The sequence below is a fragment of the Dehalococcoidia bacterium genome (genome assembly GCA_035310145.1).
Classification (GTDB): Bacteria; Chloroflexota; Dehalococcoidia; order CAUJGQ01; family CAUJGQ01; genus CALFMN01.
Genome location: DATGEL010000066.1, coordinates 22,913 through 41,783, shown reverse-complemented (window position 1 = coordinate 41,783; position 18,871 = coordinate 22,913). Strand labels below are relative to the sequence as shown.

The window sequence follows — 18,871 nt, the reverse complement described above, 5'->3', positions numbered from 1 at the left end:
GCCGGCACGATGAGACTCCGGGGATTCAGAGCGAAACACGAGCGGAACCTAAGGAGGAATTGGGACGATGGCTCACAAGGTTCTTTCACACAATGAATGGGTCGAGGCTCGCAAGAAGCACCTGGCGAAAGAGAAGGAGTTCACGCGCATGCGCGACCAGTTGAGTCGCGAGCGCCGCGAGCTTCCGTGGGAGCTGGTAGAAAAGGACTACACCTTCCAGGGCGAGCATGGGCAGGTGTCGTTGAGCGACATGTTCGCGGGCCGCAGCCAGCTCGTCGTCTACCACGCCATGTTCAATCCGGATACCGCTGGGCCAAACACGCCCTATACCACGGACGCGGCGTGCTTCACGTGTTCCTGGTGGATGGACAACTTCAACGGCATCACGGTCCACCTGAACCATCGCGACATCACGATGGCGGCGATATCGTACGCGCCGTACGAGAAACTGGCCGCGTACAAGCAGCGCATGGGCTGGTCTTTCCCGTGGTTCTCATCGGTGGGCAGCGATTTCAACCTCGACTATCACGTGTCGTTCGGGCCGGACGAACTGAAGGCGGGCAAGGTCGAATACAACTACCTGCCCAGTCAGTGGGGGATGACGGAGGCGCCGGGGATCAGCGTGTTTCTGAAGGACGCCGACGCGATCTATCACACTTACTCAACGTACGCGCGCGGCCTCGATATGCTGAACGTCGCGTACCACTACATGGACCTGGTTCCCAGGGGGCGCGACGAGGGCGAGGGTGGGGCAGGTAGCTGGCTGCGACGCCACGACGAGTATGCCGACTGATGTCGTACGCTCGGATGCTATCCACGGTTGGGCTGATCAGAACATCGCGGCGGGGCGGGTTCTGCCCGGCATGCCGCCTCTTCCAAGGCGGTGGTGCGCCACAGGAGATCGCCGCGCCGGCCGTGATCGCACTCGCTTTTCTCGTCGTCGCGGTCCTTGCCTGGGGCCTGACCGTCGCGCGGATGCGTTCGATGGACGCCATGACGACGGGGTTTGGCGCCTTTGGCCCGTTCGTCGTGACCTGGACGGTGATGATGGCCGCGATGATGCTTCCCTCGGCGACACCGCTGGTGTTCGAGTTCGCGCGAACTGCCGAGGGCCGGCGCGGCTGGCGGGCTGCAACCGCCTTGCTCGGCGCGACATACCTTGGGATATGGTCAGCGTTCGGCGTCGCCTGCTATGCGCTCTACAACGTTCTGGGAATGCCTTGGCCGCACCAGGCGCTCATCGGAGGAGGCGTCCTCGTCCTCGCCGGCCTCTACGCATTGACGCCGATCAAGCGCGCGAGTGAAGCGTGGTGCCGCGAGCTGTGCGCGCTCCATGGCCCGCTGCCGTTCAACCTGATGCGCAGCGCACTCGTGGCCGGAGGCCGCTATGGGCTGAGCTGCCTCGGCTGCTCCGCGGGTCTGATGCTGGCGATGCTGCTGATCGGACTTTCGAGTCTCGCCTGGATGATCGTGCTCACCGCGGTCATCCTGGTGTATAAGCTTGCCCCCGCCCCGACGCCACGCTGGACAATCGCGTTGTCGGTTGCGCTGGTCGCGCTCGGCATCGTCTACTGGATCGGCGCGTAACACCTCGCCCGTTAGTGCCGCAGGCTGGCCCAGAAGAAGTCGGCCCGCAGCCCCTCCTCCGAATGCGGACTTCACCCAGCACGCTGCGACCAGCTATGCGGACCGCTTCGGGCGATGGCAGGACGGTTTCCCGTTGCTGTCCGCAGCAGAAGACATGGACTTCGGGTCGCGCCGGCATCGCCTTGCACACCTCGGCGGTACGCCAATGATCGCTGACGTAGCCGCGCCATTACACTCTGAAGACGGCGGCCCGCGGATCGTGGCCGTCGCCCGCTCTACACTGAGATGGGAAGATCCCGGCTCGGGAGCGGCCATCGATGCGTGAGGACACCATTGCCGCGATCGCCACCGCGCCGGGCGAAGGTGCAATCGGTGTCGTGCGGATCAGCGGTCCAGGCGCCACCGGCATTGCCAAGCGCATCGGCCTCGGCAGCCTGCGCGATCGGCGGGCGCGCTTCGCCCACTTCCGCGATCCCGCCAGCGGTGCGGCGCTGGACGAAGGCATCGCCCTGCTGATGCGCGGGCCGCGCTCCTACACCGGCGAGGACGTGGTCGAGCTGCAGGGCCACGGCGGAAGCCGGGTCCTGCGGCGGCTGTTCGAAGCGACGCTGTGCGCCGGCGCCCGAGCCGCCGAGCCCGGCGAGTTCACGCTGCGCGCCTTCCTCAACGGCAGGCTCGACCTGGCACAGGCGGAGGCCGTGCTGGCGCTGGTGCAGGCCCGCACCGACGTGGCCGCCGACCTGGCCCTCGCCGGACTACAGGGAAAGCTCACCGGACCGCTGCGGGCCGCCCGCACGGCCGCCCTGGAGCTGCTCGCCTATCTCAGCGCCCGCGCCGACTTTCCCGACGAGGACGTGCCGCTTCGCGATATCGGCCCGGAACTCGCTGCCTTAGGCGATCGCCTCGAACGCCTTGCGGCGGAGGCGGAATATGGCCTTCTCCAGCGCGAGGGAGCGAGCATCGCGATCGTCGGCCGGCCGAATGCCGGCAAATCGAGCCTGCTCAACCGCCTGCTGCGCCAGGACCGCGCCATCGTCACACCCGTTCCAGGCACCACGCGGGATACGTTGGAAGAAACCGCCAACCTCGGCGGCCTGCGTGTGGTGCTGACCGACACGGCCGGCATCCGCGAGACCACGGATGCGGTCGAACGGCTTGGTGTGGAGCGCTCCCGCGCCGCCGCCGCCGCGAGTGACCTGCTCCTGCTCGTGATCGACGCCAGCACGCCGCTGAACGACGACGATCGCTCGCTGCTGGCGCTGGCGGCCTCCGCGCCGAGCATCGCGGCGCTGAACAAGCTCGACCTCGGCGCGCTGGTCGCGCCCGGCGCGCCGGAACTGGACGGCATTTGCGCGCTACCGGTCTCGGCGCTCACTGGCGAAGGGCTGGACGCGCTGGAACGCGAGCTACACCGCGCAATCATCGGCGAGCGGCGACCACCCGCGAGTGGCGCTGCCCTCTCGACCTTGCGTCAGCGGGACGCTGCCCGGCGTGCGCTGACCAGCGTGCGGGCCGCGTGCGAGGGCTTTGCCGCCGGCGCTCCCGAGGATCTCCTGAGCGTGGACCTGGCGGCGGCAGTACGCGCCCTGGGCGAGCTGACGGGCGAGGACGCCACCGAAGACCTGCTCGACACGATCTTTACCCGCTTCTGCATCGGCAAGTGAGGCCGCCGGCCGTCCCGCTCGCGCTCGCTTGACCCTCCCGATCGCGTGGGCGATCATGGCCGCATCGGCGCAGGGTCCGGCGCAGCGCTCGGCCCGGCGCGGGCAGCGCGATTACGGTGACGATCGCGAGGAGCTGAGCCGGTGGCACTCCGCACCCCCCAGCAGTATCGAGACAGCCTCAAGGACGGCCGCACGGTCTACTTTCGCGGCGCCCGCGTGGACGACGTCACCACCCATCCAGTGATCAGAGTAGCCGTCGATCACGCGGCGATCGACTACGAGATGGCCGAGAACCCCGGATACCACGAGCTGGCGGTGGTCAGCGACGGCCCCGGAGCGCCATACAGCCGCTACTACAAACTGCCCGAGAACGTGGACGACCTGCTCAAGCGCAGCGCCCTGATCGAGCAGGCGACGGCGCTGGGCAACACGCTGGTGGTGTTGATCAAGGAGATCGGCACCGATGCCCTCTTCGGCTTGCACCTGGTCGCGGCGCAGCTGGACGCGAAGCTGGGCACGCAGTACCTGCCGCGCGTCAAGGCGTTCTACGAGCACTGCCGCGACAGCGACCTGGCACTGGCCGTGGCACAGACCGACGTCAAGGGCGACCGCGCCAAGGGGCCGGCCGACCAGGAGCACCCGGATTACTACGTGCGCATCGTCGAGCGGCGGGACGACGGCATCGTCGTGCGCGGCGCCAAGTGCCACACCTCGGTCTCCACCAACGCTAACGAGTTGATCGTGCTGCCGACGCGGGCCATGGGTGAGGCCGACGCCCAGTACGCGGTCTCCTTTGCCCTTCCCCTGAACACGCCCGGCTTGAAGCTGCTCGCAAGCCCGTACGGCTCCTCCGGCCAGGAGGAGCGCACCGAGTTCGAGTTCCCGATCAGCGCGCGCCACAAGATGATGGAGACGACGACCGTCTTCGACGACGTCTTCGTGCCCTGGGAGCGCGTGTTTCTGGCCGGCGAGTGGCAGTACGCGGGCCCGCTTGCCCTCGGATTCGTCGAGTTTCACCGCTTCACCGCGATCTCGTACAAGCTGCCGCTGGTGGACGCGCTGGTCGGCTCGGCGCAGCTGATGGCCGACTACAACGGCATCAGCCGCGCGGCGCACGTGCGCGACAAGCTGATTCAGCTGATCAGCTATGCGGAGACATTGCGCGGCCTCACGCACCATGCCGCCCTGCGCTGCCGCGTGGGCGAACTCGGCATCGCGGCGCCCGACGCGCTGACTGTCAACATGGCCAAATATCATTTCGCGCACCACTACCACGAGGCCGTGGCGATGGTGCAGGACATCACCGGCGGGCTGCTGGTGACCGGTCCGGGTGTGGAGGATGTGGAGAGCGAGGAGATCGGGCCGTATCTGCGCCACTACTTCGGCGGTCGGGCCGGCGTGGACGGCCGCGAGCGCCTGCGGGCGATCAACTTCGTGAAGGATCTGACCTCATCGGAATACGGCGGCTATCAAGAGGTGCTGGCGATCCACGCCGAAGGCTCGCTCGAAGCAGAGAAGCTGATGATTGCCCGCGCCTACGACGCGCGGCGCACCCTGGACCTGGTGCGCTCGATGGCGGGCATCGCCTGATCCCTGGCCCGACCAGGCGCGACGCTCTCGCAGAAAGGACGCTGCGACCGTGAGCGACGGCGGGTCGCTGCTGCCGATTTTTCCCCTGGGCACGGTGCTCTTTCCGGGGGGCGCGCTGCCGCTCCAGATCTTCGAAGAGCGGTATAAACTGATGATCAACCGCTGCATCGACGAGCGGCGCGCCTTCGGCGTTGTGCTGATCAAGGCCGGCGTCGAAGTGGGCGGCGACGCGGTTCCACACGGCGTCGGCACGACGGCCCGCATCGCCCGCGTGGAGCGGCTGCCACAGGGCCGCTTCAACCTGCTTACCGTGGGCGTGGACCGGTTTCGCATCCTCGATGCGGACCGCTCACAGCCGTACCTGCAGGCGACGGTGGAGTTCTTGGAGCGGCCCGACGCGAGCGAGGAGACGACGGCGGCCGCGGCGGCGCGCGTGTCGGCGCTGTTCTCCGACCACTACCGCTGGACGCTGCAGCTCGGCGATCAGTGGACGCGCCACGTCTCGCTGCCGTCGCGGCCGGAGATGCTGGCGGACTTCATCGCCAGCCGCCTTGAGGTCGAGGTGAGCGTGAAGCAGGAATTGCTCGAAACCAGGACGGTGCGTGGCTGCCTCGAGCGCGAGGAACGCATCCTCGATCAGACCAACCGGCTGCTGCTCGCGCGGGTGCAGGCGCAGCAGCAGCAAAAGTACGGCGGCTTCGGAGCGACAAATTGAGCGGCCAGCACGATCGCCGTGGTGAGCGCCTGGTGCGCCTCGCGGTGGCGGAAGACCCCGTGAGCGCCGAGGTCTGGCGCGATGCGCTGGCGCAGGCCGGCATCCGCTCGTTGGTGCGCAACGTCGATACGCTGGCGGCGTGGTCGGGCGGCGCGGCGCTCACCCTGGAACTGCTTGTGCTTGAAGGCGATCTCGAAGCCGCGCGGGCGATCGTCAACGCAGAGCCGGCGGAGCCGATTTTAGAGCCGCGGCACCACCGCCCACGCCGCTGGCGTCGAGTCTTGCGGCGCGGGGATCACCGCGCATCCGAGCCGCCCCAATGAGTAAGAAACGCAGGCGCCAACGCGCCGAGGAACGTGCGAGTCGGGAGCGATTCGATCGTGAGCTGGCCGAAGACGGGTGGAGTGCCGGCGAGCAGCGCCACGCAAATCGCCGCGATCTCCGCGATCGGCGCAGGGGTCGCGCCGCCACGGCCGCGGCGGCGCCACGTGGCCCAACAGCCTTGTCCGCGCCGGCCCAGCCGCGCCGTTCGCGCGACGACGACTCGCTCACGCCGTGGGCCGAGCGCGCCTGGGACGCACTGCTCGCGCCCGCGGCGATCACGCTGACCTGCGGTGGCTGCCGCAACTGGCTGCCGAACAACGAACCGGGCGGGCGCGGCAGTTGCGACCACCCGGCAAGCGGATTCTCGTATCCCTATGAAGATACCGCCGCCTGCCCGTTCTTCGAGGCGCGGCGGCGTTAGGACAACGTAAGAGCCAGGAATCCCGGCACGTCCGCCAGGTCGGACAGCACGGCGTTCGCACCGGCCGCGGTGAGCGTCGCCGCCGAGCAATGGCCCGTGGCCACGCCGATCACCGGAATCCCGTTCGCTCGCCCGGCGCTCACGTCGTGTTCGCTGTCGCCGACGATCCAGACGCGGTCGGCCGCGGTTCGGCCGAGGCGCCGGGCCCCTTCCGCAATCACCTCCGCCCGGTCCTCGGAGTCATCCGCGAATCCGCCATCAAGAAACGGGTCCCAGATGCCGGCGTGCCGCAGCTTGATTTCGGCCGCGCTGCGATAGTTGCCGGTGCCCAGTCCCAGCCGCACGTCGGGCCGCGCCGCCAGTGTTTCGAGCAGCATCGCCACCCCGGGCAATACGTCGGTCGCGGGGCCGGCCACCAGTTCTTCCTTGAGCAAATCGAAGTAGATCGCGCGGAAGCGCCCAAACTCCATCGCCAGGTCGCGCTCGTGCAGTTCGTGACGGCCGTAGCAGTCACGCAGGATGGCGCCATCGGTCCGGCCGGCGAATTCCATGCCGGCGAAGGCTTCGTCGACGCCGTACAACTCGCGGAAGGTGCGCGTCATCGCCCGCCGCCCGGCGCCGTTTGTGCGGATCAGCGTCATGTCGATGTCGAAGAGGAAGATCGTCATCATCGCGTGTGGCCGGCCCTCATCCCCCGTCCCCTTCTCCCAGGATTGGGAGAAGGGGCGATCCTGGGTAGAGTGCGCTGCGGAGTCGGTACGGTTAACCCGGCACAGCTTCGAGCCAGCACCCAGGCGAACTCCCCTCGCCCAGGATTGAGAGCAGAGGATGAACCGGGTGTGAGGGCCGCGCGGCCGGGAAGACTGCTTAGCCCATCGGCAGGCCGGAGTCGCGCCAGGTATCGGTGCCGCCCTCGACGTTGAACAGGCGTGTCTTGCCTCCCGCTGCGGCGTATTCGCAGGCGAGGGCGCTGCGCTGGCCCATCTTGCAGATGAAGAGTAGATCCTTGTCGTCGGGCAGCTCGTCGCGGCGGTTGTAGACGCTGTTGAGCGGAATCAGCGTCGTGCCGGCGGCATGGTATTCGGCGAACTCGCCCGGCTCGCGCACGTCGATGAAGGCGGTGTCGCCCTTGTCGAGCATCGCCTTCGCCTCCTGCACCGAGACGCGGGTAAACGGTTCCTGCGGGTTCTTCACCGCCACGGCGGACCTCCTGGCTGACTTCGATGATTGTTGACTCAGTAACTCAATTATAGCAGGCGCGGCGCCTGCAGGCACACCGCATGCGCACCATCCTGGCGCAAGCAACGGGCCGGCGGCAAGCACCGGCCCGTTACGGCAGCCGTCACCGCGGCGGTTTAGTAGTCGTCCATCTCCGGCATCGGCATCGGCGTCTCGGGCTGCGGGATCTCCGTGATCAGGGCCTCGGTCGTCAGCAGCAGCGCCGCGACGCTGGCGCCGTTCTGCAGCGCCGCCCGTGTCACCTTCAGCGGATCGATGATGCCCGCGTCGAGCAGATCGACGTACTCGCCGCTGATCACCTCGAAGCCGATGTTCTGGTCGCCGCGCGACTCCTGCTCGCGGCGGACGCCGTTCACCACGACGCCACCCTCGCGCCCCGCGTTCTCCGCGATCTGCATCAGCGGCGCTTCCAGCGCCTTTTTCACGATCGCCGCGCCGGTCTTCTCATCGCCCGAGAGGCCGAGCCCGTCCAGCTTCGCGGCTGCACGCACCAGCGAAACGCCCCCGCCGGGAATGATCCCCTCTTCGGAGGCGGCGCGAGCGGCGTGCAGCGCGTCCTCGACGCGCGCCTTGCGCTCCTTCATCTCCGTCTCGGTCGTGCCGCCGACGTGGATCACGGCGGCGCCGCCCGCGAGCTTGGCGATGCGCTCCTGCAGCTTCTCGCGGTCGTAGTCGGAGCCGGCGTCCTCAGCCTGCATCTTGAGCGACTTCACGCGGCCGGCTACGGCGTCATGCGAGCCGCGGCCTTCGATGATCGTCGTCTCCTCTTTGGTGATCACGGCCCGCCGGCAGGCGCCGAGGTCAGCCAGGGTTACGCTCTCCATCTTGCGGCCGGTCTTCTCCGAGATCACCTGGCCGCCGGTGAGGAGGGCGAGGTCTTCGAGCATATCCATCTGACGGTCGCCGAAGCCGGGCGCCTTCACCGCCACCGCCGTGAGGTTGCCGCGCTGCTTGTTGACGATCAGCGTGGCGAGCGCATCGCCGTCGAAATCGTCGGCGACGATCAGGAACTCCTTCTTGCCGGAACGCAGCACCTGCTCCAACACCGGCACGACATCGGCCACGGCCGAAATGCGCTTGTCGGTGATCAGGATGTAGGGCTCGTCCAGCGTGGCCGTCTGCCGCTCGGTCTCCGTCGCAAGGTACGGCGAAACGTAGCCGCGGTCGAAGCTCATGCCTTCGACGTACTCGATTTCGGAGCGCATGCCCTGGCCCTCGTCGACGGTGATTACACCGTTGGCCGTGAGCCGGTGCATCGCCTCGCCCACCAGCTCGCCGATCTCCGTGTCGGCGCTGGCGAGCGTGGCGATCTGCGTCAGCCCTTCTTGTCCGGAGACGGGAATCGCCATCGCCTGCAGCGCCTCGACGGCGGCCTCGGTCGCGGCTTCGATACCGCGCTTCAACGCCATGGGGTTGGCGCCGGCGGCGATGTTCCTCAGTCCTTCGTGCACCATCGCCTGCGCGAGCACGGTGGACGTCGTGGTGCCGTCGCCGGCGACGTCGCCGGTCTTGCTCGCGGCTTCTTTGGTGATCTGCACGCCGAGATTGACGAAGCGGTCCTTGATCTCGATCTCATTGGCAACGGTGACACCGTCGTGCGTGATCGTCGGCGCGCCGAACCGCTTGCCGAGGGCGACGTTGCGGCCCTTCGGCCCCAGCGTGACCCTGACCGTGTTGGCGACGATATCCACGCCGGTTTTCAACGACTCACGCGCGTATTCGTCAAATAAAACCTGTTTTGCGGGCATTGCCTGCTCGTCCCTCCGTGGCTGTTGCGCTGCGCTATTGCGCCATTACGTCTCGGCCGGCTCGTCGGTGCGGCCGATCCACTCGATCTGCTGCGGGTCGGGCACGAGCTTCCGCTCCTTCGCCAGCTCGCGGACCGTGACCATGCCGATCATCGAGTCTTCACTGATCAGCACCCACTCCGGCTCTGCCGGCGCGGCGTGCACCGTGCTCGCGCGGAACGCCTTGAGGCGCTTCGGGTTAAGGTAAATGCCGATCTTGCCCGCCATCGCTCTAATCGTGCCTCCGCAGTCCTCGCCGGACGGCGCCGAGACACCGCCCGCTCTGCGGATTTTATCGTGCGGCCATGGCTATTAGCAACCGGGCAGTGAGAGTGCTAAACTTCTGACACGAACCACTTTGGTCTGCACCTGCGTCTGCTATCCTGGGCGCGAGCACGCGGAGGAGGCGGCGATGCGCGCCGTGTTTGTGTTGGTCAAGGTCGAACCGGGACAGGTTGAGGCCGTCGCCCAGCGCATCGGCAACCTCGAAGCCTTCTCCGAGGGCTACTCGATCTCGGGCGCCTACGACCTGCTGCTGAAGTTCTACATCGAGGACATCGACCACCTCGGCAGGCTGGTGACGCACGAAATCCAGGCCATACCACACGTGCGCGAGACGTTTACCCTGCTCACCTTCAACGCCTTTCCAGCGCCCGGCGCCGGCGGCTGAGCGGCGGCGGGAGCGAGTCAGGCGGAGCCGCCATTTGACCGCGCACGTCGGAACCAGCGGTTGCGCGGCGCGGAACCAGCCACCGGCGGCAGCGAGGACGGCGCCGACGGCTGCAGCTCGAGCTCGCGCAGGTAAGCGTCGATCGCGGCTGCGGCGCGGCGGCCGGCGGTCATCGCGGTAACCACGAGTCCCTCTCCGTGCACGACATCGCCGCCGGCGAAAACACCGCGGCGGCTCGTGTGGCCGTCCGCGCTTTCGGTATGCAGGTAGCCGTTGCCGTTCGTGTTCAATCCTTCGGTGGCCTCGCGCAGCAGCGGGTCGGGCTCGTAGCCGATCGCAATCACGGCAAGGCGGGCAGGGATCTCGAAGTCCGAGCCAGGCACCGCGAAACGGCGCAGGCGGCCGCCGTCATCCACCTCCCCGCGCTCAAGCCGCCGCAGACGCACGCCCGTCAGCCGGCCCTCGGCGTCGCCGGTGAAGGCCACCGGCTCGGTTTCGAAGCGGAAGAGCACGCCCTCGGCGCGCGCGTCGGTCTCTTCTTCGGCGCGGGCTGCCAGTTCTTCGCGTGTGCCGCTGCAGGCCAGCGTCACCGACGAGGCGCCCATGCGCAACGCCGTGCGCACACTGTCCATGGCGGCATCGGTACCGCCGATCACCACCACAGCCGGCGCCTCCTCCTGGCGCACCAGGGCCATGGGCGCCGCGCCGTTGCCGGAGGCGAGCAACCGACCACTGGCGGCGTTGGCCCGCAGCAGGAATTCCGTGGCCGTCGAGACTCCTTCGTACTCCGCGGCGCCGGGGATGCGCAGCTCGCGGTCCACCCCGGCTCCCGTCGCCAGGTAGACGGCGTCGAAGCCCTCGTCGAGCAGCTCGTCCACGCTCACGTCTCGCCCCACGCGCACACCGCTGACGAAGTCGGCGCCGAGCATGGTGAGGAAGCGCAGCTTCTCGCTGAGAATGCGCTTCGCCAGCTTGAAGTTGGGAATGCCGTGCGCCAGCGCCCCGCCCGGCGACGGCCACTGGTCGAAGACGGTGACCTCGTGGCCGCGCTTCACCAGCTCCTCGGCCACGGTGAGACCGGACGGCCCCGAGCCGACCACGGCCACGCGCCGGCCGCTCGGCTCAGGCAGATCGGCCGGCAGGGGAAAGCCGCCGAGCTGCGCCCGCTGCGTGTCCGCGACGAACGCCTCGAGCACGCCGATCCCCACCGGCGGTTCCTTGCGACCATCGGGGCGAATGGCGAAACCAACCGGGCAATCGCCCTCGCACAGGCGCTCGTGCGGGCAGAGCCGGCCGCACATCTCCGGCAGGTTTGACGTCTCGCGGAACCTGTTGGCCGCGCCGATCGGGTCGCCGCCTTCTAGCAGCAGCAGTGCCCCGGGGATATCGTTGTGCGCGGGGCAGGCTTCGATGCAGGGCGTGGTCGGGCAGTGGATGCAGCGGGCCGCCTCCAGCCGCGCCCGCTGGAGGTCGAGTCCCCGGTAGACCTCTTCCCAGTTGTTGACGCGCTCTTCGGGAGACTGCTTGTCGCTCGGCTGGGCCGAGATGCTCAGCCGTGCCCAGATGCTGTTTGCCATGCCGCTCCCCGGCGGCGGTGCCACCCCGCCCAACGCCTCCATTGTCACCGGTTGAGCACAGCCTGCGCCAGCACCGGAGGCGGTGCACTTCGCGCGGTTTGTGACCTGTCACACAATCGAAAGCGGGCCGGCCCCACGGCCAGCCCGCTATTCCATCCGGGTTTGGACCCATCTTAGACCGCCACGGCCTGGGCCGGCCGTGCGAGCGGATCGGGAAACGGAGGTGTCATCAACGCCGTGTTCGGCGTGGCGGCGCCCTCGGGCGCGTAGCGCGCGATCTCGGGCGCCAGCTTCTCCAGGCGGTTGTAGACGCCGGCCGCGTAGAGCCGGTGCAGATAGGCCGCGACAAAGCGCTGGCGCAGCTGCGTGAGCCGCTGCCGGCCCTCCTCCACGGAGTCGCCCAGCAGCAGAATCAGCGCCTCGTTGAACGGCGTGTCGCGCTGCACTTCGGCGACCAGCAGCAGCTCCGCCCGGCCGAGCCAGACGTGGAGCTGGTCGTGCTTCTCCGGCTGCGACTTCAGGTAGTAATCGACGTGGCCGACCGCGAAGTCGATCTGCCGCCAGAGGTCGCGGATCACGAGAGAATAGAGCGTGCGGTCGGCGTCGTTGTTGGCCGCCTCGCGCAGCGCCTCCAGCACCACGACGTGGTACAGCCCGCGCACCAGGTTCTGCGCGATGACTAACTCGGTCAGCCGCATGGCCGAAGTGATCGCGCGGTGGTACATGCCCGGAGACTGCAGGCCCAGGCCGCCGCCGTTGGCCAGCGCCCGCTTGCGCAGCGCCTCGTGGTGACGGCCGAGGTCGTAGATCTCCGTCGCCAGGTAGCTCTTGACCTCGTAAAAGCCGTAGCTGATCCGCTCCAGCCAGGCGGAGAAGATCTGCATACCGACCAGCGATGCTTCTGAGATCTCGGTGAGGATCTGGCAGATGGCGCGCTCGGCGATCTCGTCGTAGGGCTTGAGCGCCTCCCAGGGCACATCGGTCGCCGAGGCCCAGCGGTCGCGGATCGCGTCCTCATAGAGGTCGGCGGCGTTTTCCGACCAGACGTCGCACTTGTCGTAGAGCGAGTAGCTCGCTTCGAGGAACGTCTGCGTGGCGGGGAAGGCGCCGCGCGGCAGGTCGGTCTTGTAGGGCCAGCGGTCCGGCACGAAGGCGTAACTGCCCTGGTCGATGTCGCGGATGCGCAGGCCCTGCGGGCCGATCACCGGCTTCATGCCGCGCTGCGTCGGCACGCGCATCCAGGCGAAGTCGCGCTCCGGCTGCTGCTCTGCGGCCGCCTGCTCATTGGTGGACTGAGTGGTCACGCCTTTGCCTCCCTGGGCCCTTGAACCGATTGACGTGCAAATGCCGGTCAACCCGAAGCGGCGCGCGATGTCAAGACGGGCTATGCGCCGCGGCCGGCTCCAGCCAGACCGCGAACGGCGCCGAGCTAGTTGCGCGGCGGATCGAGGAACTTCTGCATGTCCGGGTTCATGCGCTCGCGCCGGTCGCCCAGGCCGACGACTTCAAGCCGGTGCATGTACTCGTTGATTTGCCGCCGGCGGATCGCCATCAGCTTCTGATAGCCGAGGTCGGTCTGGTGCTTGCCGCCGCCGAGCAAGATTGCAAGCGCCTCTGCCGACTGCCCGCCGCTGGTGAGGCCGGCCTGCGTCGTGCCGAGCAGGCCCTCCTGGCGGTCGAGGTAGTGGTGGATCTCCTCGCGCCGCTCCGGCTCCGTCTCGATCAGGTACTTCATGTGCGTCACGCCGAAGGCAACGTGGCGGCTCTCGTCCTGCGCCGCGAGGCGGAACATGCGCTTCTCCGCCTCGTTGCTGCTGATCAGCTCGCCCATGCGGAAGAGGCTCTGGACGAAACCCTCGGCTACCAGATGGAGAATGGTGGTCATCTCGGTGAAGTCCGTGACCTGCAGCAGGCCAACGGCGCCGGGGCCGGCCTGCAGGAGGCCGCAGCCGTTCGCCAGCGCCCGCTTGCGGAAGACGTCCTCGTGCCGCGCCTCGTCCATGATCTGCGTGCCGACGAACAGTGCGACCTCGTAGTGGTCGGCGCTGATCTGCGGCAGGTAGCGGCCGGGCAGGTCGGCGGCGATGAACTCGACCTGGGTGAGAAACGTGCAGAGCTGGCACATCGCCAGTTCCATGTCGTCCGGCAACTGGGACAGCTCGTGCCAGGGCACGTCCACGGCGCTGGACCACTGCCGCGCCTGCGCCTCTTCGTAAAGCATCTGCACGGACGCCGACCACGATTCCGACTTGTTGGTCCAGCGCGGGCCGAGCCGCGGCGCCTCGGGCCGGACGCCGGCGCCGCGCGGGCGGCCGGTGTAGTTGGCGGTGAGGTCGGGAACCTGGCCGTAGCTGCCTTGCTCAGCCTGCTCGATCGTGAAGCCCTTGCGGCCGAAGTTCGCGCGGGAGCCCCAGGGCGTGCCCGGCTTCAGCCAGCTCAGATCCAGGCCCGGCGCGTTGGGTTCGGTGCGAAGTTGCTCCAACATGGCGGCGCTGACCGGCATTGCTCTCCCTCCGGCGTTTTCCCGCGGGTTTTTACCGATGGTATAGTTTGGTCATACCCCCTCGGGGCGTCGCCTGTCAAGGATCTTGAGACGGGGCATGTTGAAGGCGCGGTTCGCGCGGCAGCGGAGGGCGGTGCTAGCATGCGGGACAGGCGGGGCAGGCCAAGGAGGCGGGAGTGACGAGCACGGCGGCAGCAAGCGCACCGACGACCAGAACCAGGCCGCCGGGCGTCAAGGAGCGCATCCTCGGAGCGGCGGCAGAGGAGTTTCAACAGTTCGGCTATCACGGCAGCTCCCTGCGGCGGATCAGCGAGCGCTCGCACGCGACGAAGCCGATGGTTTACTACCACTTCCAGGGCAAGGACGGCCTCTTCGCCGCCGTGGTGGGGGAGCAGCTCGGCCGCCTGGAGGAGCGCTTGAACGAGCGGATTGCGGAGCAGGGCGACGCCGTCGGCCGCCTCGGCACCTTTGCCCGTCTTTATCTCACCTGCTTTCTCAAGGATTTCCCGGGCCTCGCCGTCGGCCTGCGCGAGCTGCCCACGTTGCCCGCACCGGTCTTCACCGAGATCGCCGCGGCGCACGGCCGCATGGTCGTCGCTATCCTCAAGCGCATCCTGCGCGACGGCGAGCGCAGCGGCGAGTTGCGATCGCTCGATGTGGACAACTGCGCCCGGGCGATCATCGGCATCATGCACTACTACATTCGCGGCTCAGGACTCGACAACACCGCCGCGATCGTCGCCGGCACCGACCAGATCGTGAGCTACTACGCCGCCGGCCTACTGGCGCGCTAAGCGCACGTTAGCCTCTCGACCGATTCGAACGAACAGCGTCAACCACCGCTCTCGTCGCCGACCCGCGCCGGCTGTTGCAGTGTGCTATCATGTCAAGTGAATACACGGATAGACCCGTGCACAGGAGGCTTTCACGATTACCACCGACACCAGGCCCGCGCGGCGCCGTACGCGGCCCGCCGTCGCGGAAGAGAAATCAGCAGTCAACGCGCCAATCGCCGCAGCCCCGCCACCGGACTCACCGCCCCGCCGCCGCGCCCTCAGCAGAACCTCCGGCTTCCGCAAGCTCGGCCTCGGCAAAGATTCGCTCGCGGCGGTCGCCGAGATGCAGTTCCAGGAGCCCACCCCAATCCAGGCCCAGGCGATTCCGCCGATGCTCGCCGGGCGTGACCTCGTCGGCAAGGCCCAGACCGGCACCGGCAAAACGCTCGCCTTCGCCCTCCCCATCGCCGAGCGCATCGATCCCGCGTCGCGCAGCACGCAAGCCATCGTGCTCACGCCGACGCGCGAGCTGGCGACGCAGGTCGCGGAAGAGACCGTGCGTGCCTGCGCGGGCCGTGATCTGTGCGTCGTGCCGATCGTCGGCGGGCGCCGCATCAAAGACGATCTGACGCGGCTGGCCGCCGGCGCCCAGATCGTGGTCGGCACGCCCGGCCGCGTGATCGATCACCTGCGCCGCGGCACGCTGAAGCTCGACGCCGTGCGCATCGTCATCCTCGACGAGGCGGACGAGATGCTGGACATCGGCTTCGCGGATGCGATCGAGACAATTCTGCGTCGCACGCCGCGCACACGGCAAACCGCCCTCTTTTCGGCCACGATGCCGCCCTTCATCCGCAAGATGGTGCAGCGCTATCTCGGCAACCCAGTGCGGGTGAGCATCGACCCCGAAGAGGTCACCGTCGCCACAATCGACCAGGTCTACTACGAGGTTTCGGAGCGCGACAAGCTGCCCGGTCTGCTGGAACTGCTCGACGGGCCGCAGACGCAGCGCGTGCTCTGCTTCCGCCGCACGCAGATCGGCGTGGACCGTCTGGCGGCGGACCTGCACCGGCGCGGTATCCCTGCCTGCGGCATTCACGGCGGCATGAACCAGGGCGAACGCGACCGCGTGATGCGGGCGTTTAAGGCCGGCGAGATCCGCGTGCTGATCGCGACCAACGTCGCGGCCCGCGGTCTCGACATCCAGGACGTGACACACGTCGTCAACTACGACCTGCCGCAAACCACCGAAGAGTACGTGCACCGCATCGGGCGCACGGGCCGCGCCGGCAACGCCGGCACGGCGGTCACGTTTATCAGCGAGTGGGATCTCGAAGGCCTTGAGGTCCTGAAGCGCTACCTTAACGGCGATCTGCGCCGCGGCCTGCTGCGCCTCTACGGCGGCCCAGGCCGCGCCAGCGCGTAGCCGCACTGCCAAGGCCGCAACGAACAGCCCCCTCCGCTCCGCCGCGAGCCGACGAGGGGGCTTCGGCGTTTCGGCGAGACTTGCCCGGCGGCGGAGACTAATACACCGTCGCCCGGTCGCCCACGGCCGTGGCGAGGCCGGTTTCGTCGCGCAGATCCCGCAGTTGCTGCTGCGCCGCCCGCACCAGGCAGTTGGCGTCCGAGGTCAGCGTCACCATCTGGAAGCCCATCTTCAGCCACTTGGCGCTGAAGGCGACGCCACCCGTGTGGATGCCCGCCGCCACGTGATGCCGGCGGCAGGCCGCCAGGATCTTGCCCACGGTCTCCTGGTGCGTTGGGTCTTCGTTGTCCATGCGCGGCGGCATGCCCAGCGCATAGCTCAGGTCCGAAGGGCCGATGTAGATGCCGTCCACCCCGTCCACGCTCAGGATCGCATCCAGGTTGGCGATGCCGTCGGCCGTCTCGATCATCAGGATGCAGGCGATGTTCTGGTGAGCGCCCTCCTGGTAGCCTGAGCCGCCGTAGATCGCCGCGCGGATCGGGCCGGAGCTGCGGAAGCCGCGCGGCGGATAGCGCACGGCGCCCACGGCGCGCTCGGCCTCCTCGCGGGTGTTGACAAGCGGGATCACCACGCCGTAGGCGCCCGCATCGAGTACCTTCATGATCGTCGCCGGGTCGTTCCAGGGCACGCGCACGAAGGGCGTGACTTCGGTCGTGCTGATCGCCTGCAGCATGTGCACGGCGTCGCCGTAGTCGATCAGGCCGTGCTGCATGTCGATCGTCAGCCAGTCGAAGCCCTGGTGCGACATCAGCTCGGCCGTGAACGTGTTCGGCAACGACAGCCAGGCGCCGACCGTCGGTTTGCCCTCCCGCCAGGCCCGCAGCACCGGGTTTTCACGCATTGCGCATCGTCCCTTCCGCCGGCTGCCCGCTTCCGGCCACGCTGATTTGCCGGGCTTCAGCCGCATTCTGGCCGCGGGGCTGCGCAGGGTCAAACCGGGCCAATTTTGGCGTGCGAGCGAACCATTCCGTGCCTATGCGGCGAGCCCGCAAAGGGGCTACCATGTTTGTTACAGGCGGCTCGTCGCAGGCGGCCGTACTCGTGCGTGAAGGACAGGAGACGCCATGCTCGATCAGAAATCCCGCGCTGAAGCCTCGTCCCCGGCCGGTGGCTGGCAGGCGGCGTCGATTCTCGACTTCATCACCGACGCGGCACGGTCGATCGGCGTGGGCACCACCACGGACGCGGGCTGGGCGCCACCGCCGCAGGCGGGCACGATGCCGATCATGATGACCGGCGGCATTCCTGATGCGGCGAGCCTGCCGAAGCAGGAGCTGCTGGAGGCGTTGGCGAGGGTGCTGGACGATGTGCCCTCGGAGGCGCTGCGCTACGGCGGTACGCAGGGCTTCGAGGTTTTGCGCGAGGCGCTGGCGCAACGTTCCGCGACAAACGACCGGGTCGAGCAAGGGCCAGAGAACTTCGTGCTCACCAATGGCAGCGCCGGCGGCATCGACCTGCTCAGTTCGGCCTTCATCAATCCGGGCGACATCGTACTGACCGAATCGCCGACCTTCTCCGGCACGCTGCGCACCTTCCGCGGCCACCAGGCGCGCCTGATCTCGGTGCCCATGGACAACGACGGTATGAACACGGACGCGCTGGCCGAGACCCTGGAACGGCAGCAGCGCGCGGGCGAGCCGGTCAAGGCGATCTACACGATCCCCGACTTCCACAATCCCATGGGCGTCTACATGACGCTGGCGCGCCGCCGCCGGCTGGTCGAGCTGTCGAATCAGTACCGCGTGATCGTGATCGAGGACGATGCCTACGCGGACCTCGGCTTTGATGCAGAGCCGATTCCCAGCGTCTACAGCGTCGCCGGCGGGCAGGGTGTGCTGCGCGCCTGCACCTTCAGCAAGACGGTGGCCACGGGGTTGCGCGTCGGTTGGCTGCAGGGCCGCAGCGATTTCATCGAAGCCTGCGTGCGCATGCGCTTCGACATGGGCGCCAGCCCGCTGCTGCACCGGGCGCTGGCGGAGTTCGTGGTCTCCGGCGGCTGGGCGCGGCACATCAAGAAGCTGCACGCCATCTACGCGGAGAAGTGCGACGCGCTGGCCACAACGTTGCTGGAAGAGTGCGAACCGTACGCGCGCTTTGTGCGGCCGAAGGGCGGCTTCTTCATCTGGCTCGAATGCCGCGACGGCATCGATTCGGCCAAGGTCGCGCAGCTCGCGTCCGAAGAGGGCGTGCTCGTCGTGCCCGGCCGCAACTTCTTCCTGGACCAAAAGGACAGCTCGCACCTGCGCCTAGCGCTCAGTACTGAGACGCCGGGCGATTTGCGCGAGGGCGCACGTCGCCTGGCGCGTGCTTTCGCCCGCGCCGCCGGGTAAACCGCGGCGCGCGAAGAGCCCAACGCGCTATTGGGAGGGGCGCACCGTGTTGCGCCCCTTTCGCGTGCCCGTCACGAACGATGCGATCGGGAGTCTCGCCGACCGAGCAGGGAGAGCGACTTTGCCGAGCTCCTGGCCCGGTGCGAGCTCAGCCGCCAACCCAGGACCGTCGCAAGCCACGTTCTTTCCGTCCGCCCTGCCT

At 68.1% G+C, this 18,871-nt stretch carries 19 protein-coding genes; 11 read left to right on the top strand and 8 right to left on the bottom strand.

Annotated features, from left to right (window positions below; genetic code table 11):
• The first annotated feature begins 67 nt into the window (after positions 1–67).
• From VKV26_13020 to VKV26_12990, 7 genes are all read left to right on the top strand, one after another.
• Entirely contained in the window at positions 68–793 is a 726-nt protein-coding gene (locus VKV26_13020; GenBank protein ID HLZ70816.1) for a DUF899 family protein, read from the top strand.
• Positions 794–915: 122 nt separating this feature from the next.
• Positions 916–1,587: a DUF2182 domain-containing protein gene (locus VKV26_13015; GenBank protein HLZ70815.1), complete on the top strand. Its 672-nt coding sequence runs from the start codon at positions 916–918 to the stop codon at positions 1,585–1,587.
• Positions 1,588–1,904: 317 nt separating this feature from the next.
• On the top strand, positions 1,905–3,251 hold the full coding sequence (gene mnmE, locus VKV26_13010) for a tRNA uridine-5-carboxymethylaminomethyl(34) synthesis GTPase MnmE (GenBank protein ID HLZ70814.1): 1,347 nt from the start codon (positions 1,905–1,907) through the stop codon (positions 3,249–3,251).
• A 141-nt stretch (positions 3,252–3,392) separates the two neighbouring features.
• Complete coding sequence (locus VKV26_13005) at positions 3,393–4,841, top strand: 4-hydroxyphenylacetate 3-hydroxylase N-terminal domain-containing protein (protein ID HLZ70813.1); 1,449 nt, start codon at positions 3,393–3,395, stop codon at positions 4,839–4,841.
• 49 nt (positions 4,842–4,890) lie between these two features.
• Complete coding sequence (locus tag VKV26_13000; protein ID HLZ70812.1) at positions 4,891–5,556, top strand: LON peptidase substrate-binding domain-containing protein; 666 nt, start codon at positions 4,891–4,893, stop codon at positions 5,554–5,556.
• Positions 5,553–5,879 carry a DUF2007 domain-containing protein gene (locus VKV26_12995; protein ID HLZ70811.1) on the top strand — a complete coding sequence of 109 codons (327 nt, stop codon included), beginning with the start codon at positions 5,553–5,555 and terminating at the stop codon, positions 5,877–5,879. Before VKV26_13000 ends, VKV26_12995 begins: the two co-directional genes overlap by 4 nt.
• A gap of 179 nt (positions 5,880–6,058) precedes the next feature.
• Positions 6,059–6,301 carry a hypothetical protein gene (locus tag VKV26_12990; GenBank protein HLZ70810.1) on the top strand — a complete coding sequence of 81 codons (243 nt, stop codon included), beginning with the start codon at positions 6,059–6,061 and terminating at the stop codon, positions 6,299–6,301.
• Here the strand turns inward: VKV26_12990 and VKV26_12985 are convergent.
• From VKV26_12985 to VKV26_12970, 4 genes are all read right to left on the bottom strand, one after another.
• A complete protein-coding gene (locus VKV26_12985) occupies positions 6,298–6,972 on the bottom strand; it encodes an HAD family hydrolase (GenBank protein ID HLZ70809.1) in 675 nt (224 codons plus the stop codon). The two genes, VKV26_12990 and VKV26_12985, sit on opposite strands and share 4 nt — an antisense overlap.
• Positions 6,973–7,168: 196 nt before the next feature.
• Positions 7,169–7,501 (bottom strand): rhodanese-like domain-containing protein, encoded by a 333-nt coding sequence (locus tag VKV26_12980; GenBank protein HLZ70808.1) that lies wholly within the window; start codon positions 7,499–7,501, stop codon positions 7,169–7,171.
• 155 nt (positions 7,502–7,656) lie between these two features.
• Positions 7,657–9,288 (bottom strand): chaperonin GroEL, encoded by a 1,632-nt coding sequence (gene groL, locus VKV26_12975; protein HLZ70807.1) that lies wholly within the window; start codon positions 9,286–9,288, stop codon positions 7,657–7,659.
• A 45-nt stretch (positions 9,289–9,333) separates the two neighbouring features.
• Complete coding sequence (locus tag VKV26_12970; protein HLZ70806.1) at positions 9,334–9,555, bottom strand: hypothetical protein; 222 nt, start codon at positions 9,553–9,555, stop codon at positions 9,334–9,336.
• A gap of 184 nt (positions 9,556–9,739) precedes the next feature.
• Between VKV26_12970 and VKV26_12965 the strand changes: the two genes are divergently transcribed.
• A complete protein-coding gene (locus tag VKV26_12965) occupies positions 9,740–9,997 on the top strand; it encodes an Lrp/AsnC ligand binding domain-containing protein (protein HLZ70805.1) in 258 nt (85 codons plus the stop codon).
• 17 nt (positions 9,998–10,014) lie between these two features.
• Here the strand turns inward: VKV26_12965 and VKV26_12960 are convergent, their stop codons facing one another.
• The 3 genes from VKV26_12960 to VKV26_12950 all read right to left on the bottom strand — a co-directional run bounded on the left by VKV26_12960 (position 10,015) and on the right by VKV26_12950 (position 14,077).
• Positions 10,015–11,574: an FAD-dependent oxidoreductase gene (locus VKV26_12960; GenBank protein HLZ70804.1), complete on the bottom strand. Its 1,560-nt coding sequence runs from the start codon at positions 11,572–11,574 to the stop codon at positions 10,015–10,017.
• Positions 11,575–11,747: 173 nt separating this feature from the next.
• Complete coding sequence (locus VKV26_12955) at positions 11,748–12,878, bottom strand: hypothetical protein (protein ID HLZ70803.1); 1,131 nt, start codon at positions 12,876–12,878, stop codon at positions 11,748–11,750.
• A gap of 125 nt (positions 12,879–13,003) precedes the next feature.
• Positions 13,004–14,077 carry a hypothetical protein gene (locus VKV26_12950; GenBank protein HLZ70802.1) on the bottom strand — a complete coding sequence of 358 codons (1,074 nt, stop codon included), beginning with the start codon at positions 14,075–14,077 and terminating at the stop codon, positions 13,004–13,006.
• A gap of 176 nt (positions 14,078–14,253) precedes the next feature.
• On the opposite strand from VKV26_12950, the gene VKV26_12945 reads away from it, so the two are divergent.
• Both VKV26_12945 and VKV26_12940 read left to right on the top strand, forming a co-directional pair.
• Positions 14,254–14,871, top strand: a complete 618-nt coding sequence (locus VKV26_12945) for a TetR/AcrR family transcriptional regulator (GenBank protein ID HLZ70801.1) — start codon at positions 14,254–14,256, stop codon at positions 14,869–14,871.
• A 325-nt stretch (positions 14,872–15,196) separates the two neighbouring features.
• A complete protein-coding gene (locus VKV26_12940; protein HLZ70800.1) occupies positions 15,197–16,279 on the top strand; it encodes a DEAD/DEAH box helicase in 1,083 nt (360 codons plus the stop codon).
• Between the two features lie 97 nt (positions 16,280–16,376).
• Here the strand turns inward: VKV26_12940 and VKV26_12935 are convergent, their stop codons facing one another.
• Entirely contained in the window at positions 16,377–17,180 is an 804-nt protein-coding gene (locus tag VKV26_12935; protein ID HLZ70799.1) for an aldolase/citrate lyase family protein, read from the bottom strand.
• Between the two features lie 223 nt (positions 17,181–17,403).
• Here VKV26_12935 and VKV26_12930 point away from each other — a divergent pair, with 223 nt between their 5' ends.
• Positions 17,404–18,669 carry a PLP-dependent aminotransferase family protein gene (locus VKV26_12930; GenBank protein HLZ70798.1) on the top strand — a complete coding sequence of 422 codons (1,266 nt, stop codon included), beginning with the start codon at positions 17,404–17,406 and terminating at the stop codon, positions 18,667–18,669.
• Positions 18,670–18,871: the final 202 nt, after the last annotated feature.

What these genes read in the sequence shown, in the direction of transcription:
- groL (HLZ70807.1), bottom strand. Translation starts at nt 9,288, where the DNA reads ATGCCCGCAAAACAGGTTTTATTTGACGAATACGCGCGTGAGTCGTTG.
- VKV26_12935 (HLZ70799.1), bottom strand. Translation starts at nt 17,180, where the DNA reads ATGCGTGAAAACCCGGTGCTGCGGGCCTGGCGGGAGGGCAAACCGACG.
- VKV26_12970 (HLZ70806.1), bottom strand. Translation starts at nt 9,555, where the DNA reads ATGGCGGGCAAGATCGGCATTTACCTTAACCCGAAGCGCCTCAAGGCG.
- VKV26_12960 (HLZ70804.1), bottom strand. Translation starts at nt 11,574, where the DNA reads ATGGCAAACAGCATCTGGGCACGGCTGAGCATCTCGGCCCAGCCGAGC.
- VKV26_12940 (HLZ70800.1), top strand. Translation starts at nt 15,197, where the DNA reads ATGCAGTTCCAGGAGCCCACCCCAATCCAGGCCCAGGCGATTCCGCCG.
- VKV26_12985 (HLZ70809.1), bottom strand. Translation starts at nt 6,972, where the DNA reads ATGATGACGATCTTCCTCTTCGACATCGACATGACGCTGATCCGCACA.
- VKV26_13020 (HLZ70816.1), top strand. Translation starts at nt 68, where the DNA reads ATGGCTCACAAGGTTCTTTCACACAATGAATGGGTCGAGGCTCGCAAG.
- VKV26_12950 (HLZ70802.1), bottom strand. Translation starts at nt 14,077, where the DNA reads ATGCCGGTCAGCGCCGCCATGTTGGAGCAACTTCGCACCGAACCCAAC.
- VKV26_12930 (HLZ70798.1), top strand. Translation starts at nt 17,404, where the DNA reads ATGCTCGATCAGAAATCCCGCGCTGAAGCCTCGTCCCCGGCCGGTGGC.
- VKV26_12965 (HLZ70805.1), top strand. Translation starts at nt 9,740, where the DNA reads ATGCGCGCCGTGTTTGTGTTGGTCAAGGTCGAACCGGGACAGGTTGAG.
- mnmE (HLZ70814.1), top strand. Translation starts at nt 1,905, where the DNA reads ATGCGTGAGGACACCATTGCCGCGATCGCCACCGCGCCGGGCGAAGGT.